Genomic DNA, 21,702 nt, shown 5'->3' on the forward strand with positions numbered 1-21,702 from the left:
CCTTGAGAACAGGACGTTCGAAAGGGAGCCTACAGGGACGTACTCGCGGCGTTCCCGGAAGGGCGTCGCGCCCTGAGTCGCGCCCCGGCTGGAGCGAGATTTCCGCCAAAGCGCGATGAACAAAAAAAGCGGGCCGAAGCCCGCTTTTTTTTGCTGGCGCGGCGGTCAGCCGGCCTGGATCTTCTGGAACAGCCACTCGTGCAGGCCGTCGGAGATCAGCGGCAGGAAGGACACCATCAGCAGCGCGGTCAGCATCACCGCGATCGGCAGGATGAACTTCTCGTAGCGACGGAAGAAGCTGCCGGTGGTGAGCCTGGCGCTTTCCACCTCGTCGTCGCCGACCACCTGTCGTGTCAGCAGGTGGTTGAGCGCCACCGGTGGTGTCAGATAACCCAACTCGAAGGCCACCAGCGTGATCATCCAGAAGTGCAGCGGCGCGATGCCGTTGTCGAAGGCGACCTGGGCGATGGTGGCGTTGACCAGGATCACCGCCCCATAGGGGTCCATGATCATGCCGATGATCACCATGGTCACCACCAGAATGGCCATGGCCACCCACACCGAGGCGAAGGTTTCCGGCAGCATTTCCAGCAGGCCGGACCGTTCGATGATGCCGCCGGTGCTCACCGACAGGGCCATCAGCATCAGCAGCGCACCGATGTGGCCGGTGGTCTCGTTGGTGGCCAGGCGCAGGGCGCCTTCCATCTTCTCGGACACGCCTTTCTCCGGCGCATAGTGCGGGTCCTGGTCGCCGGTCTTGACCAGGTAATGGATCACCAGGAAGGCACCCAGCACCAGGTCACGCCAGAACTCGGCCCACAGTATGTCTTCCAGCTGCGCCGCGGAAACCCCCGCCGGCACGCTGCCACTGGTGAGTGCCTGGTAGCCTTCCCAAACGCCCATGAACGACAGCACCAGCATCACCGCCAGGAACAGGCTGAACAGATGCAGCAGATGACGGCTGAGCTTTTCGAACAGCAGCACGGCCAGCAGCATCACCGGCAGGATGATGGGCGCGGAGAACTCGTCCAGGTGGCGGCCCAGCAGGTCGCTGAACAGCACCAGGATGGCGCCCACGATGATGCCGTAGGGCATCAGCGGCACCAGCCGCTTGAGGCTGCGCGGCAGCGCTTCGGAGAACGGCGCGATGCGCGCCGGCGAGGTGCGCGCGAACTGGCTGTAGATAAAGAACAGGAACAGGCTCAGGAAGAAAATCTTGTAGCCCGAGGAGAACAGTTCGGCGGTGGTCACGCTCTTGTTGAGAGCGGCGATGATCACCACCAGCAGACAGGGGCGCAGCACCACGCCCATGGAACCGGACATGGCGGTGGCGGCCAGGGCCAGCTGCTTGCGGGCGCCCACGCGGATCAGTTCCTGGTAAATGGTGGCGCCGGCGGCGATCACGAAGATACCGGAGGCGCCGGTGTAGGCGGTGGGAATGGCGGCCACCGCCAGTACCACGAAGCACATCAGTTCCGGCGACATTTTCCAGGGCCGCAGCACGTCGAACACCAGGTGCGCCAGTTTGGTCTGCTTGAGCAGCATGCCGATCCAGATGTACAGCGCCAGGTTCAGGAACAGGGTGGACAGTTCCATCATCATGTTCAGATAGACACTGATGCCGTGGTAGTAACCCTGGCTGATGAACTGCGCCGACGCCGTCAGACACATGAAGGTGTACAGCGGAATGGTCAGGAACGCCTTGGGCCAGGAACCACCGTCTTCCAGATCCCGGGGTGGCCGGATCAACTGATACAGGGAGGCGGCGGTGAGCAGGGCGAAGCCGGCCATCCAGAAGGCGTGCAGATAGAAATTGCCTACCGTGACCCCGGAGGCCATGGCCTGGGTATCCTCGGCGCGATACACCGAGGCCGACATCAGCAGCAGACCGTTGGCGGCCAGCTGGGCGATGGTGGAGACGTAATGGTCCTTGCGGGTCCGTGATGGCCGCAGGGCAATATGGTGGCGCGCCAGGGTGGCGGTGGCGGCACAGATCACCACCAGCAGACACAGCAGCAGCCGTTTATAGTCGCCGAGCGTGGAGACCACGCTGGCCACGCCGCCTTCGATATTGCGGAAAGCGATGACCCCGGGGGTGACCTTTTCCTGGACCGTTTCGTAGCGCATCCATTTGGCGCGGCAGTTGGCGCGGGAGGCTTCCAGGGACTGACGGATGGCGTCTTCGTCCACCTCGGAACCGCCGAGGATGTCCGCCAGCGGGTCGTCGGCCTGGGCCTGGCGCTGCTCGACCACTTCGCGCACGCGCTGGTTGATGTCCGGGTCCGGGTTACAGGTGGGCTCGGCCACCATGCCGGCCCCCCTGAGCAGAAAATATTCATCCCAGGTGGATTCACCGATCTTGAGAAGCTGGGAATGAATGATCTGACCGGAGGAAAGAAAGATCACGATCAGAAGGATAAAAAGCGTTGGCAGGGACGAGAGCCACTCGCCGGCCGAACGTCTGGCCACGGTAAAGGTTGGTTTTTCCATTTATCACCCGGTTACTGGTTCATCGCCGAAGGAACGGCAAAAAGGGGCGCGGAGGGGACAAAAATACGGGGCCCGGAAGGGCCCCGCGGGTTGGCGATCGTATCAGCCGATCACAGGGTGCACTCGGCCCGGGAGGGCTCGTACTTGCAGCGTACTTTCTTGAGCAGGGAAATCAGTTCCTTGTTGTAAATACCGTCCTCGGTCATTTCCAGGCGCGCTTCGCGAAGCATCTCGTCGTAGCGCAGCTTGTCCTGCTCGGGAATGTCGATCCACCACTTCTTGTCCACTTCGTTTTCCGCGTTGCGGATCACGTTCATGGCGCGGTCGAACTGGCTGAACATGAATTCCCGGGATTTCTGGTCGAAGCCCTCCGGGAAGCGGTCGGCGCGCAGCACGATCTGGGTGGTCAGCATGCCCAGGGTGTAGCGGATGATGCCGCCGTCGGGCTGCATGCCCTTGTACAGCTCCAGGGCGGAGTAGGCCACCACCGGCGCGAAGCAGATGTCCACGGAGTTGTTGTTGAAGCGGCCGGCGAAGTTGGTGATGTCCGACAGCACCGGAGACATGCCCACCTTGGAGGCCATTTCCGCCTGGGCCGGATCGTATTCCATCACCGAGATGGATTTACCGGACAGTTCACCGACGGTGTCGATTTCCTTGTCCTTCACGAACAGGTAGGCGGCGCCCATGGGAATCATGCCGCCCATGGCGTAACTGCCGGTTCTCATCTTCTCGGTAATGGACGGCGCGTCGCTGGACAGCACCTGCATCACCGTTTTCAGTTCCTTGTAGGTGGGGATGGCGCCGATGGCCTCCATGCTGCCGGCGTAGCTGTTGAACTGGCGAACCCGCAGGCCGGTCAGCACCGCGCCGTCGCACTGGCCCGCCTTCAGGTCCTCGGCGGCGATCTTCTCGTCGGTGTAGGGCTTGAGTTTCAGGTTGACGCCCCATCCGGACGCCTGGGTCTTGAGGTCCTTCATGACGTTGTACACGTCACCGTTGGCGCCGATGATGTCGAACACGCAGAGGCTGCGGTCCACGGCCGCCTGGGCCGGGGACAGGGCGCTCAGGCCCAGAGAGGCTGCCGCGGCCAGGGCGAAAGTCTTGAAAACGCGCATCACGGTATCTCCTTGCGAATACTTCTTGGAATAAGGCGGGACCGGCTCGGGGTGGTCCCGCCTTCACGGTGCGGATTAAAGCAGGTCGTCGATGTCCACTTCGGGCTCATCGGCTTCGTCGTCCCAGAAGGTGCCGAGGGCGCCGATCGGGGTGCGCTTACCGGTGTTTTCGGTCCACAGACGGTCGGACAGGCCGGTGATCAGCACGCCGGCGATGGTGTCCATCATGCGGTAGTCCGGATCCACGTTGTCGTCGTGGGCGGCGAAGTTGCGGATCGCATCGCGCAGACGCTCGTTGTCACCCTTGCTGTAGGCGCTCATGGCGTAGAACGCGCTGCCCAGGCGAACCCCTTGCTCGAAGCCCATCTGCTCGGACTCGTGCAGGACCTTCCACGGCTCGGCGCCTTCCGGAGCCAGCTGCGGCAGGATCGACCAGATGGTGGCGCGGACGCCCATGGGAGCCCCCCACCATTTCTCGTTGTCGAGGCACTTCATGCGGCGTTCCACCTTGGCGACGATGTCCCGCGGCACGCCCACGGTACCGTCGGCGGCGCCGTCGGCGACCAGGGCCTGCACGCCGGAGATGTTGCCGACCAGCCACACCAGCTCGTCCAGATCCTTGCGCAGGTAGGGGCACTGGCCCTCTTCCAGGGGACCGAATTTCTCGTTCATCAGGGTGTAGGCTTTATACAGCCGCTTGGCGGCCACGGCGGACAGCCGTTTCTGAGCGATGCGAGCGTCCTGGGCGCTGGCCACGTTGCCGGCGCGCACTTCGCGGTGATAACGCAGTTCTTCCTCGAGAGCCTGTTGCTCCACGCAAACGGCGGCGGTGGTGAAGGTCAGTACGCCCAGCTTTTCGGGCCAGGAACCGACCTCGGCGAAGGACATGAGCAGCGGCGTTTGAGCTTCGCCGGTCATGCACCCCATGCGGATATCGTCGTAGGTGAACAGATAGGGGGCCATTTCGGCTTCACCGAAGGTGACCAGGATGTCCCCGGTGCTTTTCCAGATCATGGCACAGCCAGAGAGCGCTACAACCATCCCCCCCGCCAGCACAAGACGCGTGGAACGGATGATCTTATCGAGTAGAGAACGCATTCCATGAGCTCCTTTTTATTGTTCTCTCGGCGCGGGCAACATTACAGAAAGGCTCTGAGTTGGCACAAGCGCCAATTACATAAATGCCTGTAAGTCATTACAAACATGATGCTAGCCTTGCGATCATCGGTTTGCGGCACGCCGGTGATAATGACCCTGCGTCTCGGCTCTACTGTCAAAATAGTCAATGCCTTCATGGAACCGCCGGGGCAAGCGGGCTGTAGCCCTTGATTTTCAAGGTGTTGGCCGGGGCGGTGGAGGCCGATAAGGCGGTGAACGCCTGTTTTCGAAAGAGCTGTCCGAAAAACAATAAAAAGGAGGAGGACATCGACGAGCGGATCGATAACTGAACGGAGTACACATGACCAAGGAATCCACCCTGAAGGCGGCGCGCGGAGACCTGACCCGGGAACGGGAAGGCCTGGCGCTGATGCGCAATACCGCCCGGGGCGCCCTGCGCGTGATGGAAACGGTGGGCGTGGTCGGCCGCCAGGGCATGGGCTGGCTGCTGGGTGACCGGGACGCGCTGCCGGTACGGCTGCGGCGTACCTTCGAGTCCCTGGGCGCCACCTATATCAAGCTGGGTCAGTTCATCGCCAGTTCCCCGTCCCTGTTCCCCGAGGAATACGTCAGCGAGTTCCAGAAGTGCCTGGATCGCACCCCGCCCATGCCGTTTCACTATATTCGCGACACCGTGGAGCGGGAACTGGGCCAGCCGTTGAGCGCGCTCTACGAATGGGTGGATCCCCAGCCGCTGGCCAGCGCCTCCATCGCCCAGGTGCACGCGGCGCGGCTGCACAATGGCGCCGAAGTGGTGATCAAGGTGCAGCGACCGGGGGTGCGCCATGTGCTGCTTACCGATTTCAACTTTCTCTATTTCTCGGCGCGGGTGGTGGAATCCCTGGCGCCGGGCCTGTCCCGCTCGGCCCTGTCCGGAGTGATCGAGGAGTTGCAGGCGGGCATGCTGGAGGAGTGCGATTTCCTGCAGGAAGCCCGTAACCTGGAGGCCTTCAACCGTTTTCTGGCGGAAAGCGGCAACACCGCGGTGGTGGCGCCGCGACCGGTGGGCACCCACACCACCGCCCGGGTGCTGACCATGGAGCGCTTCCACGGCGTGCCGCTCACCGACCTGGAGGTGCTGCGCGCCTACACCGACGACCCGGCGGGGACCCTGATCACCGCGCTCAACACCTGGTTCTCCAGCCTGATGCTTTGCGATTTCTTCCACGCCGACCTGCACGCCGGCAATCTGATGCTGCTGGAAGACGGGCGCGTGGGCTTTATCGACTTCGGTATGGTGGGGCGCATCCGCCGGGAGACCTGGGCCGGCATGATGGAGCTGTTCGAGGCCATCGGCCACGGCGACGTGGACGGCATGGCACGGGCCATGGCCATGGTCGGCATGACCCGCGAGGAAGTGGACGTGGCGGCCCTGGCCCGCGACATCGGCGCCCTGCAGGACCGGCTCACCGACGTGGACGCCAGTTCCCTGGTGCAGGCGGACCGCAACGACCGGGAGGTCAATCAGCTGCTCACCGATCTGGTGCGCATCGGCGAGGGCCACGGCATCCGCTTCCCCCGGGAGTTCGCGTTGCTGCTCAAGCAGTTCCTGTATTTTGATCGCTATGTGCAGGCGCTGGCCCCGGAGCTGGATATGTTCAGCGATGGGCGGGTGGACATGTTCGGTGCCCTGGATCAGTTGCCGGGCGGCGACGAACCCTTGCACTAGTGTCGTTGGGGACCGCGCGCCGATTTCACCGCTTGATGTCGGAACATTCCGCGCGGGTATTATCCAGCTTGCAGCGAATCTTCTTCTGCAGCGTCAGCATGTCGGCGCTGTAATAGCCGCGCTGGCGCAACTCCTCACGGGCCTCGCGCATCATTACCTCGTACTCCCGTTTGTCCTCCTCGGGGATGGTCACGAACCAGTGTTGTGGCACCACCTTGGTTTCCTGGCGTACCCGACCCAAAAAGTCGTCGTAGCTCTGGAAAAATAACTCCCGGGTAATCTGCGCCAGCTCCGGGCTGACCCGGTCCTTGTGGCCCACCAGCTGCAGGGTGATCTGCGCCAGGGGGTAGTCGATGATGCCGCCGTCCGGGTCCAGGCCCTTGTACAGCTCCATCAGCTGGTAGGCGGCCAGGGGCGCGGCCAGCACGTCCACCACGCCGTTGTTGAACAGCCCGGGAGCATGGACGATGTCCGTGGGCACCGGCGCGGCGCCCAGGTCGCCGACCATCTCCGCCTGCACCGGATCGTAATCGAGCACCGCCACCTTCTTGCCGGCGGCCTTGCCCAGGGTGTTGATGCGCTTGTCGTTGACGAAGATATAGGCGCCGCCGGCGGGGGCCACGCCCAGAACCACGTATTCCCCCTGGGTCATGCGCGGCGCCGAGCGCGGATCGGCCAGCACCTTGAGCAGCATGCGCAGGTGTTCCTGGGTGGGCAGGCCGCCGATGGAATCGATGGTGCCGGTGTACTGATTGAACAGGCGCGCGCGCATGCCGGTCATCAAGGCGGCATCGCAGCGGCCGGCCTTGAGTTCCTCCACCATCACCGCCTCGTTGGTGTAGGGCTCCAGGTTGACGACGATGCCATATTGAAGGAAGCGGGTGGTCTGGTCCTGGGCGGCGGTGAAGATCGGCCCGTGGCGCCCGACCAGATCCCAGATGCAGATGTCCACTTCACGCCGGTCGGCCAGCCGTTCCCGCAGCGGTCGGTCGTCGGCGCCGGCGGGGGCGGCCAGCAGGCCGGCCAGGGCCGCGACCAGAATCAGCAGGGTGGAGAGCGGCTTCGCTTTCATGAACCGGCCCCGGCGCCGGCGCATTCACCCCGGGACCCGTCGAACTTGCAACGGATGCGCTTCTGCAGATCCAGCATGTCGCCGCTGTAGTAGCCCTCCTTGCGGAGCACGTCGCGGGCGTCCTGCATCATGCTCTCGTAGACACGGCGCTCGTCGTCGGGAATATGGATCCACCAGCGTTTCGGCACCCGGTCTTCCTCCACCTTGACCCGCTCGCGCACCTGGTCGTAGGCCTCGAACGACGCCTCCCGGATCAGCTGGGCGATTTCGTTGGGAAATTTATCCAGCCGGCCCACCAGCTGCATGCTGAGCTGGGCGATGGGGTAGTCGACGATGCCGCCCTTGGGCTCCATGCCCTTGTAGAGTTCCAGCAGCTCATAGGCCACCAGCGGCGCGGCGAGAATGTCCACCACACCGTTGTTGAACTTGTTGGGGGCGCTGACGATGTCGGAGGGCACCGGCGTGGCGCCGATGCCGGCCACCATTTCCGCCTGGGTCTGGTCGTAGTCGAGCACCGCCACTTTCTTGCCGGCGGCCTTGGCCAGGGAACTGATTTGTTTGTCGTTGACGAAGATGTGCACGCCGCCGCCGGAGAACATGCCCATGATCACGTATTCGCCCTGCACCATGTTGGCCGCCTGGCTGGGGTGGGCGAGCACCTGCAGCAGGGTGCGCATGTGCTGGTTGTCCGGCACGCCGCCGATGGAATCGATGGTGCCGGTGTACTTGTTGAACAGGCGGGCGCGGAAGCCGCTCATCAGCGCCGCGTCGCAGCGGCCGGCCTTGAGCTCCTCCACCATCACGGTCTCGTTGGTGAACGGCACCATTTCCAGGTTGACGCCGTACTCCATGGCCAGGGCGCGCTGGTCCATGGCCGCCTGGAACACCGGGCCGGCGCGGCCGGCGATGTCCCAGATACAGATCTTGCGGCTGAGCGCGGTGCCCGGCGGCATCTGGTCGATGCCCACCAGTTTGGCGATCGCCTTGAGGCGCACCCGCACCGGCATGTCCCGGGAATAAAAAATATCGGAGAGGCCTTTTACCAGCCGGTCGTCGAGGGTGACGCCCGGCAGCAGTTTCTGCATGGCCGCGCGCTGTTCATTATTGAGGCGCATTTCCTGGGCGCTTACCACGCAAAATGCACTGGCCACCAATGCAAAAATAATAAGAAAAAATCGACGCATAATAATCCCTGCTGTTGTTTTTAGAGGGTAATGCGGGGAGTAAAGCACGGCGTTCGGGGCGTGAAGATGCCGGTAGGACGGAAAGGAATGGCGCGGGAGTCAAAGGGGAGGGAGGGGTTGAAAGTTAAAAGTTGAAAGTTAAAAGGGCGGGCCACGGGAAAGCCCGCCTGTAGGAGCGGCTCAAGTCGCTTCTACAATACATACGATCGGGGCGCCTATTTCGGTTGCGCGTCCAGGGACACGCCGTTGACGTCGGCGCTGTCCGGGCCGAGCAGAAACAAATAGGGCGCCACGATCTGCGCCGGGGTTTTCAGGGTGGCCGGGTCCTCGCCGGGGTAGGCGAGGGCGCGCATGTCGGTGCGGGTGGCGCCCGGGTTGATGGTGTTGGTGCGAATACGGCTGGTGTTCTCCAGTTCGTCCGCCAGGGTCTGGGCGAGATTTTCGGTGGCCGCCTTGGAGGCCGCGTAGGCGCCCCAGAAGGCGCGGCCCCGGCGGCCCACGCTGGAGGAGGTGAACAGGATGCGCCCGTCCTCACTGTGACGCAGCAGCGGCAGCAGCGCCTGGGTCAGATAGAAAGCGCCGTTGACGTTGACGCGCATCACCGAGTCCCAGGTGTCCGGGCCGTAGCGGTCCAGAGGCGTCAGGTCGCCGAGCACGGAGGCGTTGTGCAGCACCCCGTCCAGGCGGCCGAATTCCCGGTCGAACAGGTTGGCCAGTTCCCGGTAGTCTTCCGGGCGCGCCACTTCCATATTGACCGGTGCCAGGGCCGGCTCGGCGCCGCCGGCGGCCTTGATCTGGTCGTACACCGCTTCCAGTTTGGCCTGGGTGCGGCCCAGCAGGATCACGGTGGCGCCGTGGGCGGCCAGGGCCAGGGCCACCGCGCGGCCGATGCCGGCGCCGGCGCCGGTGACCAGGACCACGCGGTTGTTGAAGGCGTCCGGGGGGCACTGGTAGCCCACGGCGCGGTCGTTGATCGCTTTGATGTCCATACCGGTGTCCCTCTTACTGCGTCAGACGTTCCAACAGGGGCGGCAGGTCCTCGCCCCGTTCCAGATAATAATCCGCCGCCCAGGCGCGCGGGTTGTCGTCCGGATCCACATAGCCGAAGGCGGCGGTGGCGGTGCGCATTTTGGCGTTGATGCCGGCTTGAATATCGCGCAGGTGGTCGCCCACGTACAGACAATGGGTGGGGTTGGCGCCGGCGGCGGCGGCGGCCATCAGCAGCCCCTCCGGGTCCGGCTTGCGCTCACGCACCTGGTCCGGGCAGATCACCGCCACCGACCGGTCGAGCAGGCCCAGGCCGGCCAGCACCGGCCGGGTAAAGCGTTCCGGTTTGTTGGTGACCACGCCCCAGGGAAGGCCCCGGCGGTCCAGCCAGTCCAGGGACTCGGCCATGCCCGCGAACAGCACCGTGTCCACGTCCAGGCGCCGGCCGTAGGCGGTCAGCAGCTGGTCCAGATAGTCGTCGAAGCCCGGTTCGCCGGGGGCCAGGCCGAAGCCCAGCTCGGTGAGCGCCCGGGCGCCGTCGGACACGGTGGCGCGCACCGCCGCGTAGCTCACCGCGGGCCGGCCGTTGGCCTCCAGCACCTGGTTGAGCACCACGTAAAAGTCCGGCGCGGTGTCCACCAGAGTGCCGTCCAGGTCAAAAAACACCGCCTCAAGCATGGCGCACCGCGTGCATCAGGTAGTTCACCGATACATCCCGGTTGAGTTTGTAGACCTGGGTCAGCGGGTTATAGGTCATGCCGGTGGTGTCGCGCACCTCCAGGCCGGCGTCCCGGGCCCAGCCGGCCAGTTCCGACGGGCGGATCAGCTTGGCGTACTCGTGGGTGCCCCGGGGCAGCAGGCGCAGCACGTACTCGGCGCCGACGATGGCGAACAGGAACGCCTTGGGATTGCGGTTGATGGTGCTGAAGAACACCTGGCCGCCGGGCTTGACCAGGGTGAAGCAGGCGCGGATCACCGAGGACGGGTCGGGCACGTGTTCGAGCATCTCCAGGCAGGTGACGGCGTCATACTGGCCGGCCCGCTCGGCGGCGATGTCCTCGGCGGCGATCCGCCGGTACTCCACGTCCACGCCGCTCTGCTCCGCGTGCAGCCGGGCCACCGCCAGGGGCGCCTCGCCCAGGTCGATGCCGGTGACCTCGGCGCCGCGCCGGGCCATGCCCTCGGAGAGCAGGCCGCCGCCGCAGCCGATGTCGATCACCTTCTTGCCGGGCAGGCTGAGGCGCTCGTCGATGTAGTTGAGGCGCAGCGGATTGATCTCGTGGAGCGGCCGGAACTCGGAGTTCGGGTCCCACCAGCGTTCCGCCAGGGCATTGAATTTGGCGATTTCGGCGCTGTCGACGTTGGCTTGGCTCATTGCTCGTTCTCCGGTGAGGGGGCGGCCCGGGCGATCTTTTCCCGCCATTCGCCGGCGTTCTTGGCGATCAGGGCGGCGTTCAGGGTGGTCAGCTGGCGGTCGTGCATCATGCAGCGGCCGGCCACCCAGCTGTGGCTGACCTGATCGCGGGTGGCGGCGTACACCAGCTGCGCCACCGGGTCATAGACCGGCTGGGTTTCCAGGGCGCTCAGGTCCACGGCCACCATGTCCGCCTGCTTGCCGATTTCCAGTGAACCGGTGCGCTCCTCCAGGCCCAGGGCGCGGGCGCCGTTGAGGGTGGCCATGCGCAGGGCGGTGGCGGCGGACACCGCCTCGGCGCGCAGGCTCACGCCCTTGGCCAGCAGGGCGGCGGTGCGCATCTCGCCGATCATATCCAGGTCGTTGTTGCTGGCGGCGCCGTCGGTGCCCAGGGCCACGTTGACGCCGGCCTCCAGCAGCTTGTGCACCGGGCAGAAGCCGCTGGCCAGCTTGAGGTTGGATTCCGGGCAGTGCACCACCTGGGTGCCGGTGTCCACCAGCCACTGGATTTCCTCGTCCAGCAGCTGGGTCATGTGCACCGCCATCAGGCGCGGGCTGAGCAGGCCCAGCTGCTTGAGCCGGGTCAGCGGGCGCTCGCCGGTGGCCTGCACCGCCGAGTGGATCTCGCCGGCGGTTTCGTGCACGTGCATCATCACCGGCGCGTCCAGCTCCTCCGCCAGGGTGAGAATCTTGCGCAGCGGTTCGTCGGACACGGTATAGGGGGCGTGGGGGCCGAAGCCGATGGTCAGGCGCGGCTCGTGGCGCCAGTTGTCGGCGGCCCGGGTGGCCTGGCTCAGGTAGTCATCGGGCCCGTCCCCGGCGGGGGTGGGGAAATCCATGATCGGCGCGAACAGGGCGGCGCGCAGGCCCGCTTCCATGGCCACCCGGGCGGTGGTCTCCGGAAAAAAGTACATGTCGCCGAAGCAGGTGGTGCCGGAGCGGATCATCTCCGCCGCCGCCAGCCGGGCACCGTCGCGCACGAAATGCTCCTCGCCCACCCAGCGGCCCTCGGCGGGCCAGACGTGCTGTTCCAGCCAGGTCATCAGCGGCAAATCGTCGGCCAGCCCGCGAAACAGGTTCATGGCGGCGTGGGTGTGGGCGTTGATCAGCCCCGGGATCAGCAGGTGACGGTCCAGGGTGACGGTGTCCGTGGCGGTCCACTTCTGCGCCGCCAGGGCGGTGGGCAATAAATCGACGATGACGCCGTCGCGCACCACCAGAGCGTGGTCGGCGAGCACACCGGCGTCGGCGGGGGCCACCGGGGCCACCCAGCGGGCCTGGAGGATCAGATCCGCGTGATTGTCGCTCATGCAAGGCTCCCTGTTCGGTCAGGCCGCGAGTATAGCCGCGCGGCGTCATCAGTTGTAGGCGGGGCGGCGAGATCGCCGTCGTTTGCCCGTATCGCCCGGCGAGTTGCCGCTGTGCTATGATCCGGGGCTTTCCGGACTGTACCTGGACTCTTATAAAGGAACGCCATGACGGACCTCGCCAAAGAAGTCACACCCGTCAATATCGAGGACGAACTCAGGCAGTCGTACCTGGATTACGCCATGAGCGTGATCATCGGACGGGCCCTGCCGGATGTGCGTGACGGCCTCAAGCCGGTGCACCGCCGGGTGCTGTTCGCGATGCACGAACTGGGCAACGACTGGAACAAGCCGTACAAAAAATCCGCCCGCGTGGTCGGCGACGTAATCGGTAAATACCACCCCCACGGTGATTCCGCCGTGTACGACACCATCGTGCGCATGGCACAGCCGTTCTCGCTGCGCTACATGCTGGTGGACGGGCAGGGCAACTTCGGCTCCATCGACGGCGACTCGGCGGCCGCCATGCGGTACACCGAAGTGCGTATGTCCAAGATCGCCCATGAGCTGCTGGCCGACCTGGACAAGGAAACCGTCGATTACGTCGACAACTACGACGGCACCGAGCGCATCCCCGACGTCATGCCCACCCGGGTGCCCAACCTGCTGGTCAACGGCTCCTCGGGCATCGCCGTGGGCATGGCCACCAATATTCCGCCACACAACCTGGGCGAGGTGATCGACGGCTGTCTGGCGCTGATCGATGACGACAGCCTGACCCCGGACGACCTGATGGAGTACATCAAGGGTCCGGATTTCCCCACCGCCGGCATCATCAACGGGCGCGCCGGCATCGTGCAGGCCTACCGCACCGGCCGGGGCCGCATCTATGTACGGGCCCGCGCCGACATCGAGCAGATGGACAAGGGCGGCAAGGAAGCGATCATCATCCATGAGCTGCCCTACCAGGTGAACAAGGCGCGGCTGATCGAGAAGATCGCCGAGCTGGTCAAGGACAAGAAGATCGAGGGCATCACCGAGCTGCGCGACGAGTCCGACAAGCAGGGCATGCGCGTGGTGATCGAACTGCGCCGGGGCGAGAACGCCGAGGTGGTGCTCAACAACCTCTATCAGCAAACGCAGATGGAGTCGGTGTTCGGCATCAACACCGTGGCCCTGGTGGACGGTCAGCCCAAGACCCTGAACCTGCGTGAGCTGCTGGACGCCTTCCTGCGGCACCGCCGCGAGGTGGTGACCCGCCGCACCGTTTACGAACTGCGCAAGGCCCGCGAGAAAGCCCATCAGCTGGAAGGTCTGGCGGTGGCGCTGGCCAACATCGATCCGGTGATCGAGCTGATCAAGGCGTCGCCCAGCGGCGCCGAGGCCAAGGAAAAACTGCTCGGCCGGGGCTGGGCCCCCGGCGACGTGACCGCCATGCTGGAGCGGGCCGGCGGCGAGAACGCGGCGCGGCCGGACGGTCTCGACGACCATTACGGCATGCGCGACGGCCTTTATTACCTGAGCCCGGAACAGGCCCAGGCGATTCTCGATCTGCGCCTGCAGAAACTGACCGGCCTGGAACGGGAAAAGCTGATCACCGATTACCAGGAGCTGCTGGAGCAGATCCGCGAGCTGATGCTGATTCTCGCCGATCCCCAGCGCCTGATGCAGGTGATCCGCGATGAGCTCAATGCGATTCGCGCCGAATACAGCGACGAGCGTCGCAGCGAGATCCAGACCTCGCGTCTGGATCTGAGCATGGAAGACCTGATCGCCGAGGAAACCGTGGTGGTGACCCTCAGCCACGGCGGCTACGCCAAGATTCAGCCGATCGACACCTACCGCGCCCAGAAGCGTGGCGGGCGCGGCAAGTCCGCCGGCCAGCTCAAGGACGAGGACTACGTGGAGCAGTTGCTGGTGGCCGGCACCCACGACACCCTGCTGTGTTTCACCAACGTGGGCAAGGTGTACTGGCTGCGGGTGTTCGAGCTGCCGCAGGGCGGCCGCGCCTCCCGGGGCAAGCCGATCGTCAACCTGATTCCCGCCCTCAAGCCGGAGGAGCGCATCACCGCGATCCTGCGGCTTGACGCGGAACAGGTGCGCCAGCAGACCGCCGGCGGTGACGACGAGGAAGAGAGCGAAGCGGACATCGTGGACGTGGTCGACGACCTGGAGGGCGGTGACGCCGAGGTGGAAGCCCCGGCGGTGAACGGGCCCTTTATTTTCATGGCCACCTCCAGCGGCGTGGTCAAACGCACCGAGCTGGCGCGCTTCGCGCGGCCGCGCAGCAGCGGCCTGATCGCGGTGCGGCTGCAGGACGGCGAGGACCTGGTCAACGTGGCCGTCACCCAGGGCCACGAAGAGGTGGTACTGGTGGCCGGCAACGGCAAGGTGGTGCGCTTCCAGGAATCGCGCGTGCGGGTAATGAGCCGCATCGCCCGGGGCGTGCGCGGCATCAAACTGGCCGACGGCGAGAAGGTGATTGCCCTGATCGTGCCCCAGGAAGGTGGCCAGATGCTGGCGGCCTCCGAGAACGGCTACGGCAAGCGCACCGACCTGAGCGAGTTCCCCACCAAGGGTCGCGGTACCCAGGGCGTGATCGGCATGGTGGTCAACGAGCGTAACGGGCCGCTGGTGGGCGCCACCCAGGTGTTCGGCGGTGAGGACGTGATGCTGATCTCCAACCAGGGCACCCTGGTGCGTACCCGCGTGGACGAGGTCAGCCACCTGGGCCGCAACACCCAGGGTGTGCGGCTGATCCGGCTGGGCGAGGGCGAAGCCCTGTCCGGGCTGGCACCGATCCCCGAGCTGGAAGGCGCCGAGCCGGAAGAGGGCGACGAGGATGCCATTCCCGGGGAAGACACCGGCGGAGAAGAATAAGGAGGGAAGGGCCGGCCTCGCCGGCCCGATACAGGATGCGGGATATCGCCCCGCATCCTGAATCCTGTATCGCGGCGTCAGCCGCAATAAAAATGGAGAGGGAAGATGATCCGCGCCTTCAATTTCTGCGCCGGTCCGGCGTCGCTGCCGTCGACGGTGCTGCTGCAGGCCCAGCGGGACCTGCTGAATTACCGTGACTCCGGCATGTCGGTGATGGAGATGAGCCACCGCGATCAGGTGATCGTGGAGATGGCCGAGAAGGCGGAACGCGACCTGCGCGATCTGCTCGCCATTCCCGATGACTACGCGGTGCTGTTCCTGCAGGGCGGTGCCAGCAGCCAGTTCGCCATGGTGCCGATGAATCTGCTCGGCGACGCCGGCACGGCGGATTACGTGAACACCGGTCAGTGGTCGAGTAAGGCGATCAAGGAAGCCCGCCGCTTCTGCGACGTGAACGTGGTGGCCTCCAGCGAGGACGCCAACTTTACCTACGTGCCCACCCTGAGCGGCTGGAAGCTGTCCGACGACGCCGCCTACGTGCACTACTGCCCCAACGAGACCATCGGCGGGCTGGAGTTCGACTTTATCCCCGAGGTGGACAAGCCTCTGGTGGCGGACATGAGCTCCACGCTGCTGTCGCGGCCGCTGGACGTGAGCCGCTTCGGGCTGATCTACGCCGGCGCCCAGAAGAACATCGGCCCCGCCGGCCTGACCCTGGTGATCGTGCGCAAGGACCTGCTCGGCCGTGCCGGCCCGCAGGTGCCGTCCATGTTCGATTACAAGATCCACGCCGACAACGGCTCCATGTACAACACGCCGCCCACCTTCTCCTGGTACCTGGCCGGGCTGGTGTTCGAATGGCTCAAGGAGCAGGGCGGGCTGGAAGCCATGGGTGAGATCAATCGCCGCAAGGCGGCCATGCTCTACGATTTCATCGACGGCAGCGATTTTTACAGCAACCCGGTGCGCCCCAGCCAGCGCAGCCTGATGAATGTGCCGTTCGTGCTCGCCGACAGCGCCCTGGACCAGGCCTTCCTGGACGGCGCCTTCGACGCCGATCTGCAGAACCTGAAGGGCCACCGCAGCGTGGGCGGCATGCGCGCCAGCATTTACAACGCGGTACCGGAACTGGCCGTGGAAGTACTGGTGGAATACATGGCGGACTTCGAGAAGAGACGGGCCTGATGACGGATCTGAACGCACTCAGGGACCAGATCGACGCCCTGGACCAGCAACTCCAGGACCTGCTTAACAAGCGCGCCGATCTGGCCCACCAGGTGGCCGAGGTGAAGCGCGCCGAGGACCCGGAGCCGGTGTTCTACCGGCCCGAGCGTGAGGCCCAGGTGCTGCGCCGTATCAAGGAGCGCAACACCGGCCCGATCGGCGCCGAGGAAATGGCGCGCCTGTTCCGCGAGGTGATGAGCGTCTGCCTGGCCCTGGAACAGCCCATGAGGGTGGCGTTTCTGGGCCCCGAGGGCACCTTCACCCAGCAGGCGGCGATCAAGCACTTCGGCCACGCCGTGGAAAGCGTGCCGCTGGGCGCCATCGACGAGGTGTTCCGCGAGGTGGAGGCCGGCGCCGTGCACTTTGGCGTGGTGCCGGTGGAAAATTCCACCGAGGGCATGGTCAACCATACCCTGGATTCCTTCATGAATTCGGACCTCAAGATCTGCGGCGAAGTGGAACTGCGCATCCACCACCATCTGCTGTCCGGGCCCCATACCCGCCGCGACAAGGTGACGCGCATCTATTCCCACCAGCAGACCCTGGCCCAGTGCCGCCAGTGGCTGGACGCGCACATGCCGGCGGTGGAGCGCATCGCGGTGAGCTCCAACGCGGAAGCGGCGCGCCGCCTGCGCGACGAATGGAACGCCATGGCCATCGCCGGCGACATGGCCTGCGAGCTGTACGACCTGGAGAAGGTGCAGGTCAACATCGAGGACCGGCCGGACAACACCACCCGGTTTTTGATCATCGGCCGCCAGGACACGCCGCCCTCCGGCCGCGACAAGACCAGCCTGCTGGTGTCCGGCAAGAACCGGCCCGGCCTGCTGTCCGACCTGCTGCGCCCGTTCCGGGAAAAGGACATCAACCTGACCCGCCTGGAAAGCCGGCCCTCGCGCATCGCCAACTGGAGCTATGTGTTCTTCGTCGATTGCGAAGGCCACAAGGAAGACCCGGCCCTGACCGAGGTGCTCTCCGCCCTGGACGCGGACGGCAACACCATCAAGGTACTCGGCTCCTACCCCAAAGCGGTTCTGTAGGAACACATCATGACCTGCGATTACATCCAACTGGCCAATGACGGCGTGCAGCGCCTGCGGCCCTATCAGCCGGGCAAACCGATCGAGGAACTGCAGCGCGAGCTGGGCATCCGCGACGTGATCAAGCTGGCCAGCAACGAGAACCCGCTGGGCCCCAGCCACCGGGCCCTGGACGCTGCCCGCCATGCCCTGGACCAGATTCATCTGTACCCGGACGGCGCCGGCTATTCGCTGAAGGCGGCGCTGGCGGAACGGCTGGGCGTGGGCGCCGATCAGCTGGTGCTGGGTAACGGCTCCAACGACGTGCTGGAACTGATCGCCCGGGCCTATCTGCAGCCCGGTGACGAGGCGGTGTACTCGGAATACGCCTTCGCCATCTACCCGCTGGTGACGCTGGCCTGTTCCGCCCGGCCGGTGGAAGTGGAATCGCATCTGTTCGGCCACGACCTGGCGGCCATGGCCGAAGCCATCACCGAGCGTACCCGGGTGGTGTTTCTCGCCAACCCCAACAACCCCACCGGCACCTGGTTCAACGACCACGCCCTGGATGCCTTCCTGGCGCGGGTGCCGGAGCGGGTGCTGGTGGTACTGGACGAGGCCTACTTCGAGTACGTGGAAGAAAGCCACTACCCGGACGGCCTGCGCCGTCTGACGCGCTATCCGAACCTGATCGTGGCGCGCACCTTCTCCAAGATCCACGGCCTGGCCGGGCTGCGGGTGGGCTATGGCGTGGCCCATCCCCAGGTGGCGGACGTGCTCAACCGGGTGCGCCAGCCGTTCAACGTGAACATCCCGGCCCTGGCCGCCGCCGAGGCGGCCCTGGACGACGTGGACCACATCGAGAACTCCAAGAGCGAAAACACCGCCGGCCTGGTGCAACTGGCCGAGGGGCTGGCGGCGCTGAACCTGGAGCAGATCCCGTCGGTGGCCAACTTCGTCGCCTTCGACTGTGGCGGCGACGCCCAGCCGGTCTACGAAGCGCTGCTGCGCGAGGGCGTCATCGTGCGCCCCCTGGGCGGCTACGGCATGCCCCGCCATCTGCGCGTGACCGCCGGCACCGCCCGCGACAACGAACGTTTCCTGGCGGCCCTGAGCAAAGTGCTGGGCGACCGATGAAGCCCGCCCCCCTTTTCCGGCGGGTGGCGGTGATCGGCCTGGGGCTGATCGGCGGCTCCTTCGCCGCCGCCCTGCGCGATCAGGGCCTGGCCGGGACGGTGGTGGCCGGTTCCCGGTCGGCGCGCACCCTGGAGCAGGGCATGGCCCTGGGCCTGATCGACGAGGGCAGCCAGGACCTGGCGCTGGCGGTGCGCGGCGCCGACCTCGTGTTCGTGTCGACCCCGGTGTCGGCCATGGAGTCGGTGTTCGCGGCGCTGGCGCCGGGGCTCGCCGAGGGCGCCATCGTCACCGACGGCGGCAGCGTCAAGGGCGCGGTGATCGAGCAGGCGCGGCGCGCCCTGGGTGACCATTTCCCCCGTTTCGTGCCCGGCCACCCCATCGCCGGCAAGGAAAAAAGCGGCGTGGAGGCGGCGGACGCCACCCTCTACCGGCAGCACCGGGTGATTCTCACCCCGGTGGCGGACACCGACGGCGGCGCCGCCGATCGGGTGGCGGCGCTGTGGAGCGCCCTGGACGCGGAGGTGCTGACCATGGCCCCGGAGCACCACGACCGGGTGCTGGCGGAGACCAGCCACCTGCCGCATTTGCTGGCGTTCTCCCTGGTGGACACCCTGGCCCGGCAAGGCGACTCCACCGAGATCTTCCGCTATGCCGCCGGCGGCTTCCGCGATTTCACCCGCATCGCCGGCTCCGACCCGGTGATGTGGCACGACATCTTCCGCGAGAACCGCCGCGCGGTGCTCGACGCCCTGGATTTGTTCCGTGACGGCATCGAGCGCTTCCGGGCGGCGGTGCGCGACAATGATTCCGAGGCCCTGATGGGCATCATGAGCCGGGCGAACACCGCCCGCGCCCATTTCCTGGCCATGAACACGCGCTCCTCCTACACCCGGGCGCAGCATTCCGATGATGAGACAGGCATGACACAACATTCCGATCCCACCTTCGTGGTGGCCCCCGGTGGCCGGCTGCAGGGCCGCCTGCGGGTGCCCGGCGACAAATCCATGTCGCACCGCTCGATCATGCTGGCTTCCCTGGCCGAGGGCAGCACTGAGATCAGCGGCTTTCTGGAAGGCGAGGACGCCCTGGCCACGCTGCAGGCGTTCCGCGACATGGGCGTGGTGATCGAGGGCCCGCACAACGGCCGGGTGGTGGTGCACGGCGTCGGCCTGCATGGCCTGCGCGCCCCGGGCAAGCCGCTTTATATGGGCAACTCCGGCACCTCCATGCGGCTGCTCACCGGCCTGCTGGCGGGCCAGGCGTTCGATACCGAACTGACCGGCGACGAATCCCTGTCCAAGCGCCCCATGGAGCGGGTCGCCGCGCCGCTGCGGGAAATGGGCGCCGCCATCGACACCGGCGAGGGCGGTCGCCCGCCGGTGCGCATCCACGGTGGCCGGACCCTGGAAGGCATTCACTACGACCTGCCGATGGCCTCCGCCCAGGTGAAATCCGCGGTGCTGCTGGCGGGTCTCTACGCGGAAGGGGATACCTCGGTGACCGAACCGGCCCCCACCCGCGACCACACCGAGCGGATGCTGGGCGGTTTCGGTTACCCGGTGCGCCGGGACGGACCCACCGCCACCCTGCGCGGCGGCGGCACCCTGAGCGGCGGTCGTCTGGACGTGCCGGCGGACATCTCCTCGGCGGCGTTCTTCCTGGTCGGCGCCAGCATCGCCGAGGGCAGCGAGCTGACCCTGCCCCATGTGGGCGTGAACCCCACTCGCACCGGGGTGATCGATATTCTCAAGCTGATGGGCGCGGATATTCGCCTGGAAAATCAACGGGATGCCGGTGGCGAACCGGTGGCGGACCTGGTCGTGAAAAGCGCCCCGCTGAAGGGCATCGTGATCCCGGAGGATCTGGTACCCCTGGCCATCGACGAACTGCCGGTGGTGTTCATCGCCGCCGCCTGCGCCGAGGGCGAGACCGTGCTGCGCGGCGCCGAGGAGCTGCGCGTGAAGGAATCCGACCGCATCCAGGTGATGGCCGACGGCCTGGCCACCCTGGGCGTGGAGCATGAAGTGTACGAGGACGGTATCCGCATCGTCGGCGGCGCCTTCGGCGGCGGCGAGGTGGAGTCCCACGGCGACCACCGCATCGCCATGAGCTTCGCCATGGCGGCGCTGCGCGCCGGCGCGCCGATCACCATCCACCATTGCGCCAACGTGGCCACCAGCTTCCCGGGCTTCGCCGGGCTGGCCGCCGGGGCGGGCCTGGGCCTGACGGTGCGCGGCGCGGGAGAGACCTCATGATCCCGGTGATCACCATCGACGGGCCGGTGTCCTCCGGCAAGGGCACCGTGGCGCGTCAGGTGGCCACCGGGCTGGGCTGGCATCTGCTCGATTCCGGCGCCCTCTACCGGGTGCTGGGCCTGCACGCGGAACGGCGCGGCGTGGCCCTGGACGACGAAATGCGCCTGGTGGACCTGGCCGAGCAGCTGCCGGTGGAATTCCGGGAAGGCGAGGGCGACACCGCGGTGCTGCTGGAAGGCGAGGACGTGGGCCAGATCATCCGCGAGGAGCGGGTCGGTGAGCTGGCCAGCCAGGTGGCGGTGCTGCAGCCGGTGCGCGACGCCCTGTTCGCCCGCCAGCGGGCCTTCGCCCAGCGCCCCGGACTGGTGGCCGATGGCCGCGATATGGGCACGGTGGTGTTCCGTGACGCGCCGCTCAAGGTGTTCCTCACCGCCAGCGCCGAGGAACGGGCCCGGCGGCGCCTGGGCCAGTTGAAGGAAAAGGGCTTTGATGCTAACCTCGCCACCCTTATCGAAGACATCCGCACCCGGGACGAGCGCGACATGCAGCGTGCCGTCGCCCCCCTGAAGCCGGCGCCGGACGCGGTGGAGATTGATTCCACCGAGCTCAGCGTGGACCAGGTGGTGGAGCGGATTCTCGACGAAGCCGGTGCCCGGTCCCTGACCTGAGGCACCGACGGACCAGATTACCCCGTAGCAGCGGCTTTAGCCGCGATACCGGCCGGCAGGCGGGGTATCGCGGCTAAAGCCGCTGCTACAATGGTGTTCTGATTTTCTGAAAACAGGTCG

16 protein-coding genes are annotated in these 21,702 nt (G+C 66.0%); 7 read left to right on the forward strand and 9 right to left on the reverse strand.

From position 1 onward, the window contains the following. Positions 1–165: 165 nt before the first annotated feature. The 3 genes from ACLD0W_RS18410 to ACLD0W_RS18420 form a co-directional block, all read right to left on the reverse strand. Positions 166–2,490: a TRAP transporter large permease subunit gene (locus ACLD0W_RS18410; protein WP_410308903.1), complete on the reverse strand. Its 2,325-nt coding sequence runs from the start codon at positions 2,488–2,490 to the stop codon at positions 166–168. A 110-nt stretch (positions 2,491–2,600) separates the two neighbouring features. Further along, entirely contained in the window at positions 2,601–3,608 is a 1,008-nt protein-coding gene (locus ACLD0W_RS18415) for a putative solute-binding protein (RefSeq protein ID WP_410308904.1), read from the reverse strand. A 75-nt stretch (positions 3,609–3,683) separates the two neighbouring features. Next, on the reverse strand, positions 3,684–4,622 hold the full coding sequence (locus ACLD0W_RS18420) for a hypothetical protein (protein ID WP_410308905.1): 939 nt from the start codon (positions 4,620–4,622) through the stop codon (positions 3,684–3,686). A gap of 445 nt (positions 4,623–5,067) precedes the next feature. Here ACLD0W_RS18420 and ACLD0W_RS18425 point away from each other — a divergent pair, with 445 nt between their 5' ends. After that, positions 5,068–6,435, forward strand: coding sequence for an ABC1 kinase family protein (locus ACLD0W_RS18425; protein ID WP_410308906.1), 1,368 nt, complete (start codon positions 5,068–5,070; stop codon positions 6,433–6,435). Between the two features lie 25 nt (positions 6,436–6,460). Here the strand turns inward: ACLD0W_RS18425 and ACLD0W_RS18430 are convergent, their stop codons facing one another. The 6 genes from ACLD0W_RS18430 to ACLD0W_RS18455 all read right to left on the reverse strand — a co-directional run bounded on the left by ACLD0W_RS18430 (position 6,461) and on the right by ACLD0W_RS18455 (position 12,402). Continuing rightward, positions 6,461–7,507: a putative solute-binding protein gene (locus ACLD0W_RS18430; RefSeq protein ID WP_410308907.1), complete on the reverse strand. Its 1,047-nt coding sequence runs from the start codon at positions 7,505–7,507 to the stop codon at positions 6,461–6,463. Then, complete coding sequence (locus tag ACLD0W_RS18435) at positions 7,504–8,622, reverse strand: putative solute-binding protein (RefSeq protein WP_410308930.1); 1,119 nt, start codon at positions 8,620–8,622, stop codon at positions 7,504–7,506. Before ACLD0W_RS18435 ends, ACLD0W_RS18430 begins: the two co-directional genes overlap by 4 nt. Positions 8,623–8,906: 284 nt before the next feature. Beyond that, positions 8,907–9,680: a YciK family oxidoreductase gene (locus ACLD0W_RS18440; protein WP_410308908.1), complete on the reverse strand. Its 774-nt coding sequence runs from the start codon at positions 9,678–9,680 to the stop codon at positions 8,907–8,909. A gap of 13 nt (positions 9,681–9,693) precedes the next feature. Continuing rightward, on the reverse strand, positions 9,694–10,356 hold the full coding sequence (locus ACLD0W_RS18445; RefSeq protein ID WP_410308909.1) for an HAD-IA family hydrolase: 663 nt from the start codon (positions 10,354–10,356) through the stop codon (positions 9,694–9,696). Then, positions 10,349–11,053, reverse strand: coding sequence for a bifunctional 2-polyprenyl-6-hydroxyphenol methylase/3-demethylubiquinol 3-O-methyltransferase UbiG (gene ubiG / locus ACLD0W_RS18450; RefSeq protein ID WP_410308910.1), 705 nt, complete (start codon positions 11,051–11,053; stop codon positions 10,349–10,351). The genes ACLD0W_RS18445 and ubiG overlap by 8 nt, the downstream gene beginning before the upstream one ends. Beyond that, complete coding sequence (locus ACLD0W_RS18455) at positions 11,050–12,402, reverse strand: TRZ/ATZ family hydrolase (RefSeq protein ID WP_410308911.1); 1,353 nt, start codon at positions 12,400–12,402, stop codon at positions 11,050–11,052. Before ACLD0W_RS18455 ends, ubiG begins: the two co-directional genes overlap by 4 nt. Before the next feature lie 165 nt (positions 12,403–12,567). Between ACLD0W_RS18455 and gyrA the strand changes: the two genes are divergently transcribed. The 6 genes from gyrA to cmk all read left to right on the forward strand — a co-directional run bounded on the left by gyrA (position 12,568) and on the right by cmk (position 21,582). After that, positions 12,568–15,279, forward strand: a complete 2,712-nt coding sequence (gyrA, locus tag ACLD0W_RS18460; protein WP_410308912.1) for a DNA gyrase subunit A — start codon at positions 12,568–12,570, stop codon at positions 15,277–15,279. Between the two features lie 105 nt (positions 15,280–15,384). Beyond that, entirely contained in the window at positions 15,385–16,464 is a 1,080-nt protein-coding gene (serC, locus tag ACLD0W_RS18465) for a 3-phosphoserine/phosphohydroxythreonine transaminase (RefSeq protein ID WP_410308913.1), read from the forward strand. Beyond that, positions 16,464–17,543, forward strand: a complete 1,080-nt coding sequence (gene pheA, locus ACLD0W_RS18470) for a prephenate dehydratase (protein WP_410308914.1) — start codon at positions 16,464–16,466, stop codon at positions 17,541–17,543. The genes serC and pheA overlap by 1 nt, the downstream gene beginning before the upstream one ends. Before the next feature lie 9 nt (positions 17,544–17,552). Continuing rightward, entirely contained in the window at positions 17,553–18,659 is a 1,107-nt protein-coding gene (gene hisC / locus ACLD0W_RS18475; protein ID WP_410308915.1) for a histidinol-phosphate transaminase, read from the forward strand. Next, positions 18,656–20,914 (forward strand): bifunctional prephenate dehydrogenase/3-phosphoshikimate 1-carboxyvinyltransferase, encoded by a 2,259-nt coding sequence (locus ACLD0W_RS18480; RefSeq protein ID WP_410308916.1) that lies wholly within the window; start codon positions 18,656–18,658, stop codon positions 20,912–20,914. The genes hisC and ACLD0W_RS18480 overlap by 4 nt, the downstream gene beginning before the upstream one ends. Continuing rightward, complete coding sequence (gene cmk, locus ACLD0W_RS18485) at positions 20,911–21,582, forward strand: (d)CMP kinase (RefSeq protein ID WP_410308917.1); 672 nt, start codon at positions 20,911–20,913, stop codon at positions 21,580–21,582. The genes ACLD0W_RS18480 and cmk overlap by 4 nt, the downstream gene beginning before the upstream one ends. The last annotated feature ends 120 nt before the right edge of the window (positions 21,583–21,702 follow it).

This window comes from Alloalcanivorax sp. C16-1 (genome assembly GCF_046507805.1).
Taxonomy (GTDB): Bacteria; Pseudomonadota; Gammaproteobacteria; order Pseudomonadales; family Alcanivoracaceae; genus Alloalcanivorax.

What these genes read in the sequence shown, in the direction of transcription:
- ACLD0W_RS18410 (WP_410308903.1), bottom strand. Translation starts at nt 2,490, where the DNA reads ATGGAAAAACCAACCTTTACCGTGGCCAGACGTTCGGCCGGCGAGTGG.
- ACLD0W_RS18415 (WP_410308904.1), bottom strand. Translation starts at nt 3,608, where the DNA reads ATGCGCGTTTTCAAGACTTTCGCCCTGGCCGCGGCAGCCTCTCTGGGC.
- ACLD0W_RS18420 (WP_410308905.1), bottom strand. Translation starts at nt 4,622, where the DNA reads ATGATCTGGAAAAGCACCGGGGACATCCTGGTCACCTTCGGTGAAGCC.
- ACLD0W_RS18425 (WP_410308906.1), top strand. Translation starts at nt 5,068, where the DNA reads ATGACCAAGGAATCCACCCTGAAGGCGGCGCGCGGAGACCTGACCCGG.
- ACLD0W_RS18430 (WP_410308907.1), bottom strand. Translation starts at nt 7,507, where the DNA reads ATGAAAGCGAAGCCGCTCTCCACCCTGCTGATTCTGGTCGCGGCCCTG.
- ACLD0W_RS18435 (WP_410308930.1), bottom strand. Translation starts at nt 8,622, where the DNA reads ATGCGCCTCAATAATGAACAGCGCGCGGCCATGCAGAAACTGCTGCCG.
- ACLD0W_RS18440 (WP_410308908.1), bottom strand. Translation starts at nt 9,680, where the DNA reads ATGGACATCAAAGCGATCAACGACCGCGCCGTGGGCTACCAGTGCCCC.
- ACLD0W_RS18445 (WP_410308909.1), bottom strand. Translation starts at nt 10,356, where the DNA reads ATGCTTGAGGCGGTGTTTTTTGACCTGGACGGCACTCTGGTGGACACC.
- ubiG (WP_410308910.1), bottom strand. Translation starts at nt 11,053, where the DNA reads ATGAGCCAAGCCAACGTCGACAGCGCCGAAATCGCCAAATTCAATGCC.
- ACLD0W_RS18455 (WP_410308911.1), bottom strand. Translation starts at nt 12,402, where the DNA reads ATGAGCGACAATCACGCGGATCTGATCCTCCAGGCCCGCTGGGTGGCC.
- gyrA (WP_410308912.1), top strand. Translation starts at nt 12,568, where the DNA reads ATGACGGACCTCGCCAAAGAAGTCACACCCGTCAATATCGAGGACGAA.
- serC (WP_410308913.1), top strand. Translation starts at nt 15,385, where the DNA reads ATGATCCGCGCCTTCAATTTCTGCGCCGGTCCGGCGTCGCTGCCGTCG.
- pheA (WP_410308914.1), top strand. Translation starts at nt 16,464, where the DNA reads ATGACGGATCTGAACGCACTCAGGGACCAGATCGACGCCCTGGACCAG.
- hisC (WP_410308915.1), top strand. Translation starts at nt 17,553, where the DNA reads ATGACCTGCGATTACATCCAACTGGCCAATGACGGCGTGCAGCGCCTG.
- ACLD0W_RS18480 (WP_410308916.1), top strand. Translation starts at nt 18,656, where the DNA reads ATGAAGCCCGCCCCCCTTTTCCGGCGGGTGGCGGTGATCGGCCTGGGG.
- cmk (WP_410308917.1), top strand. Translation starts at nt 20,911, where the DNA reads ATGATCCCGGTGATCACCATCGACGGGCCGGTGTCCTCCGGCAAGGGC.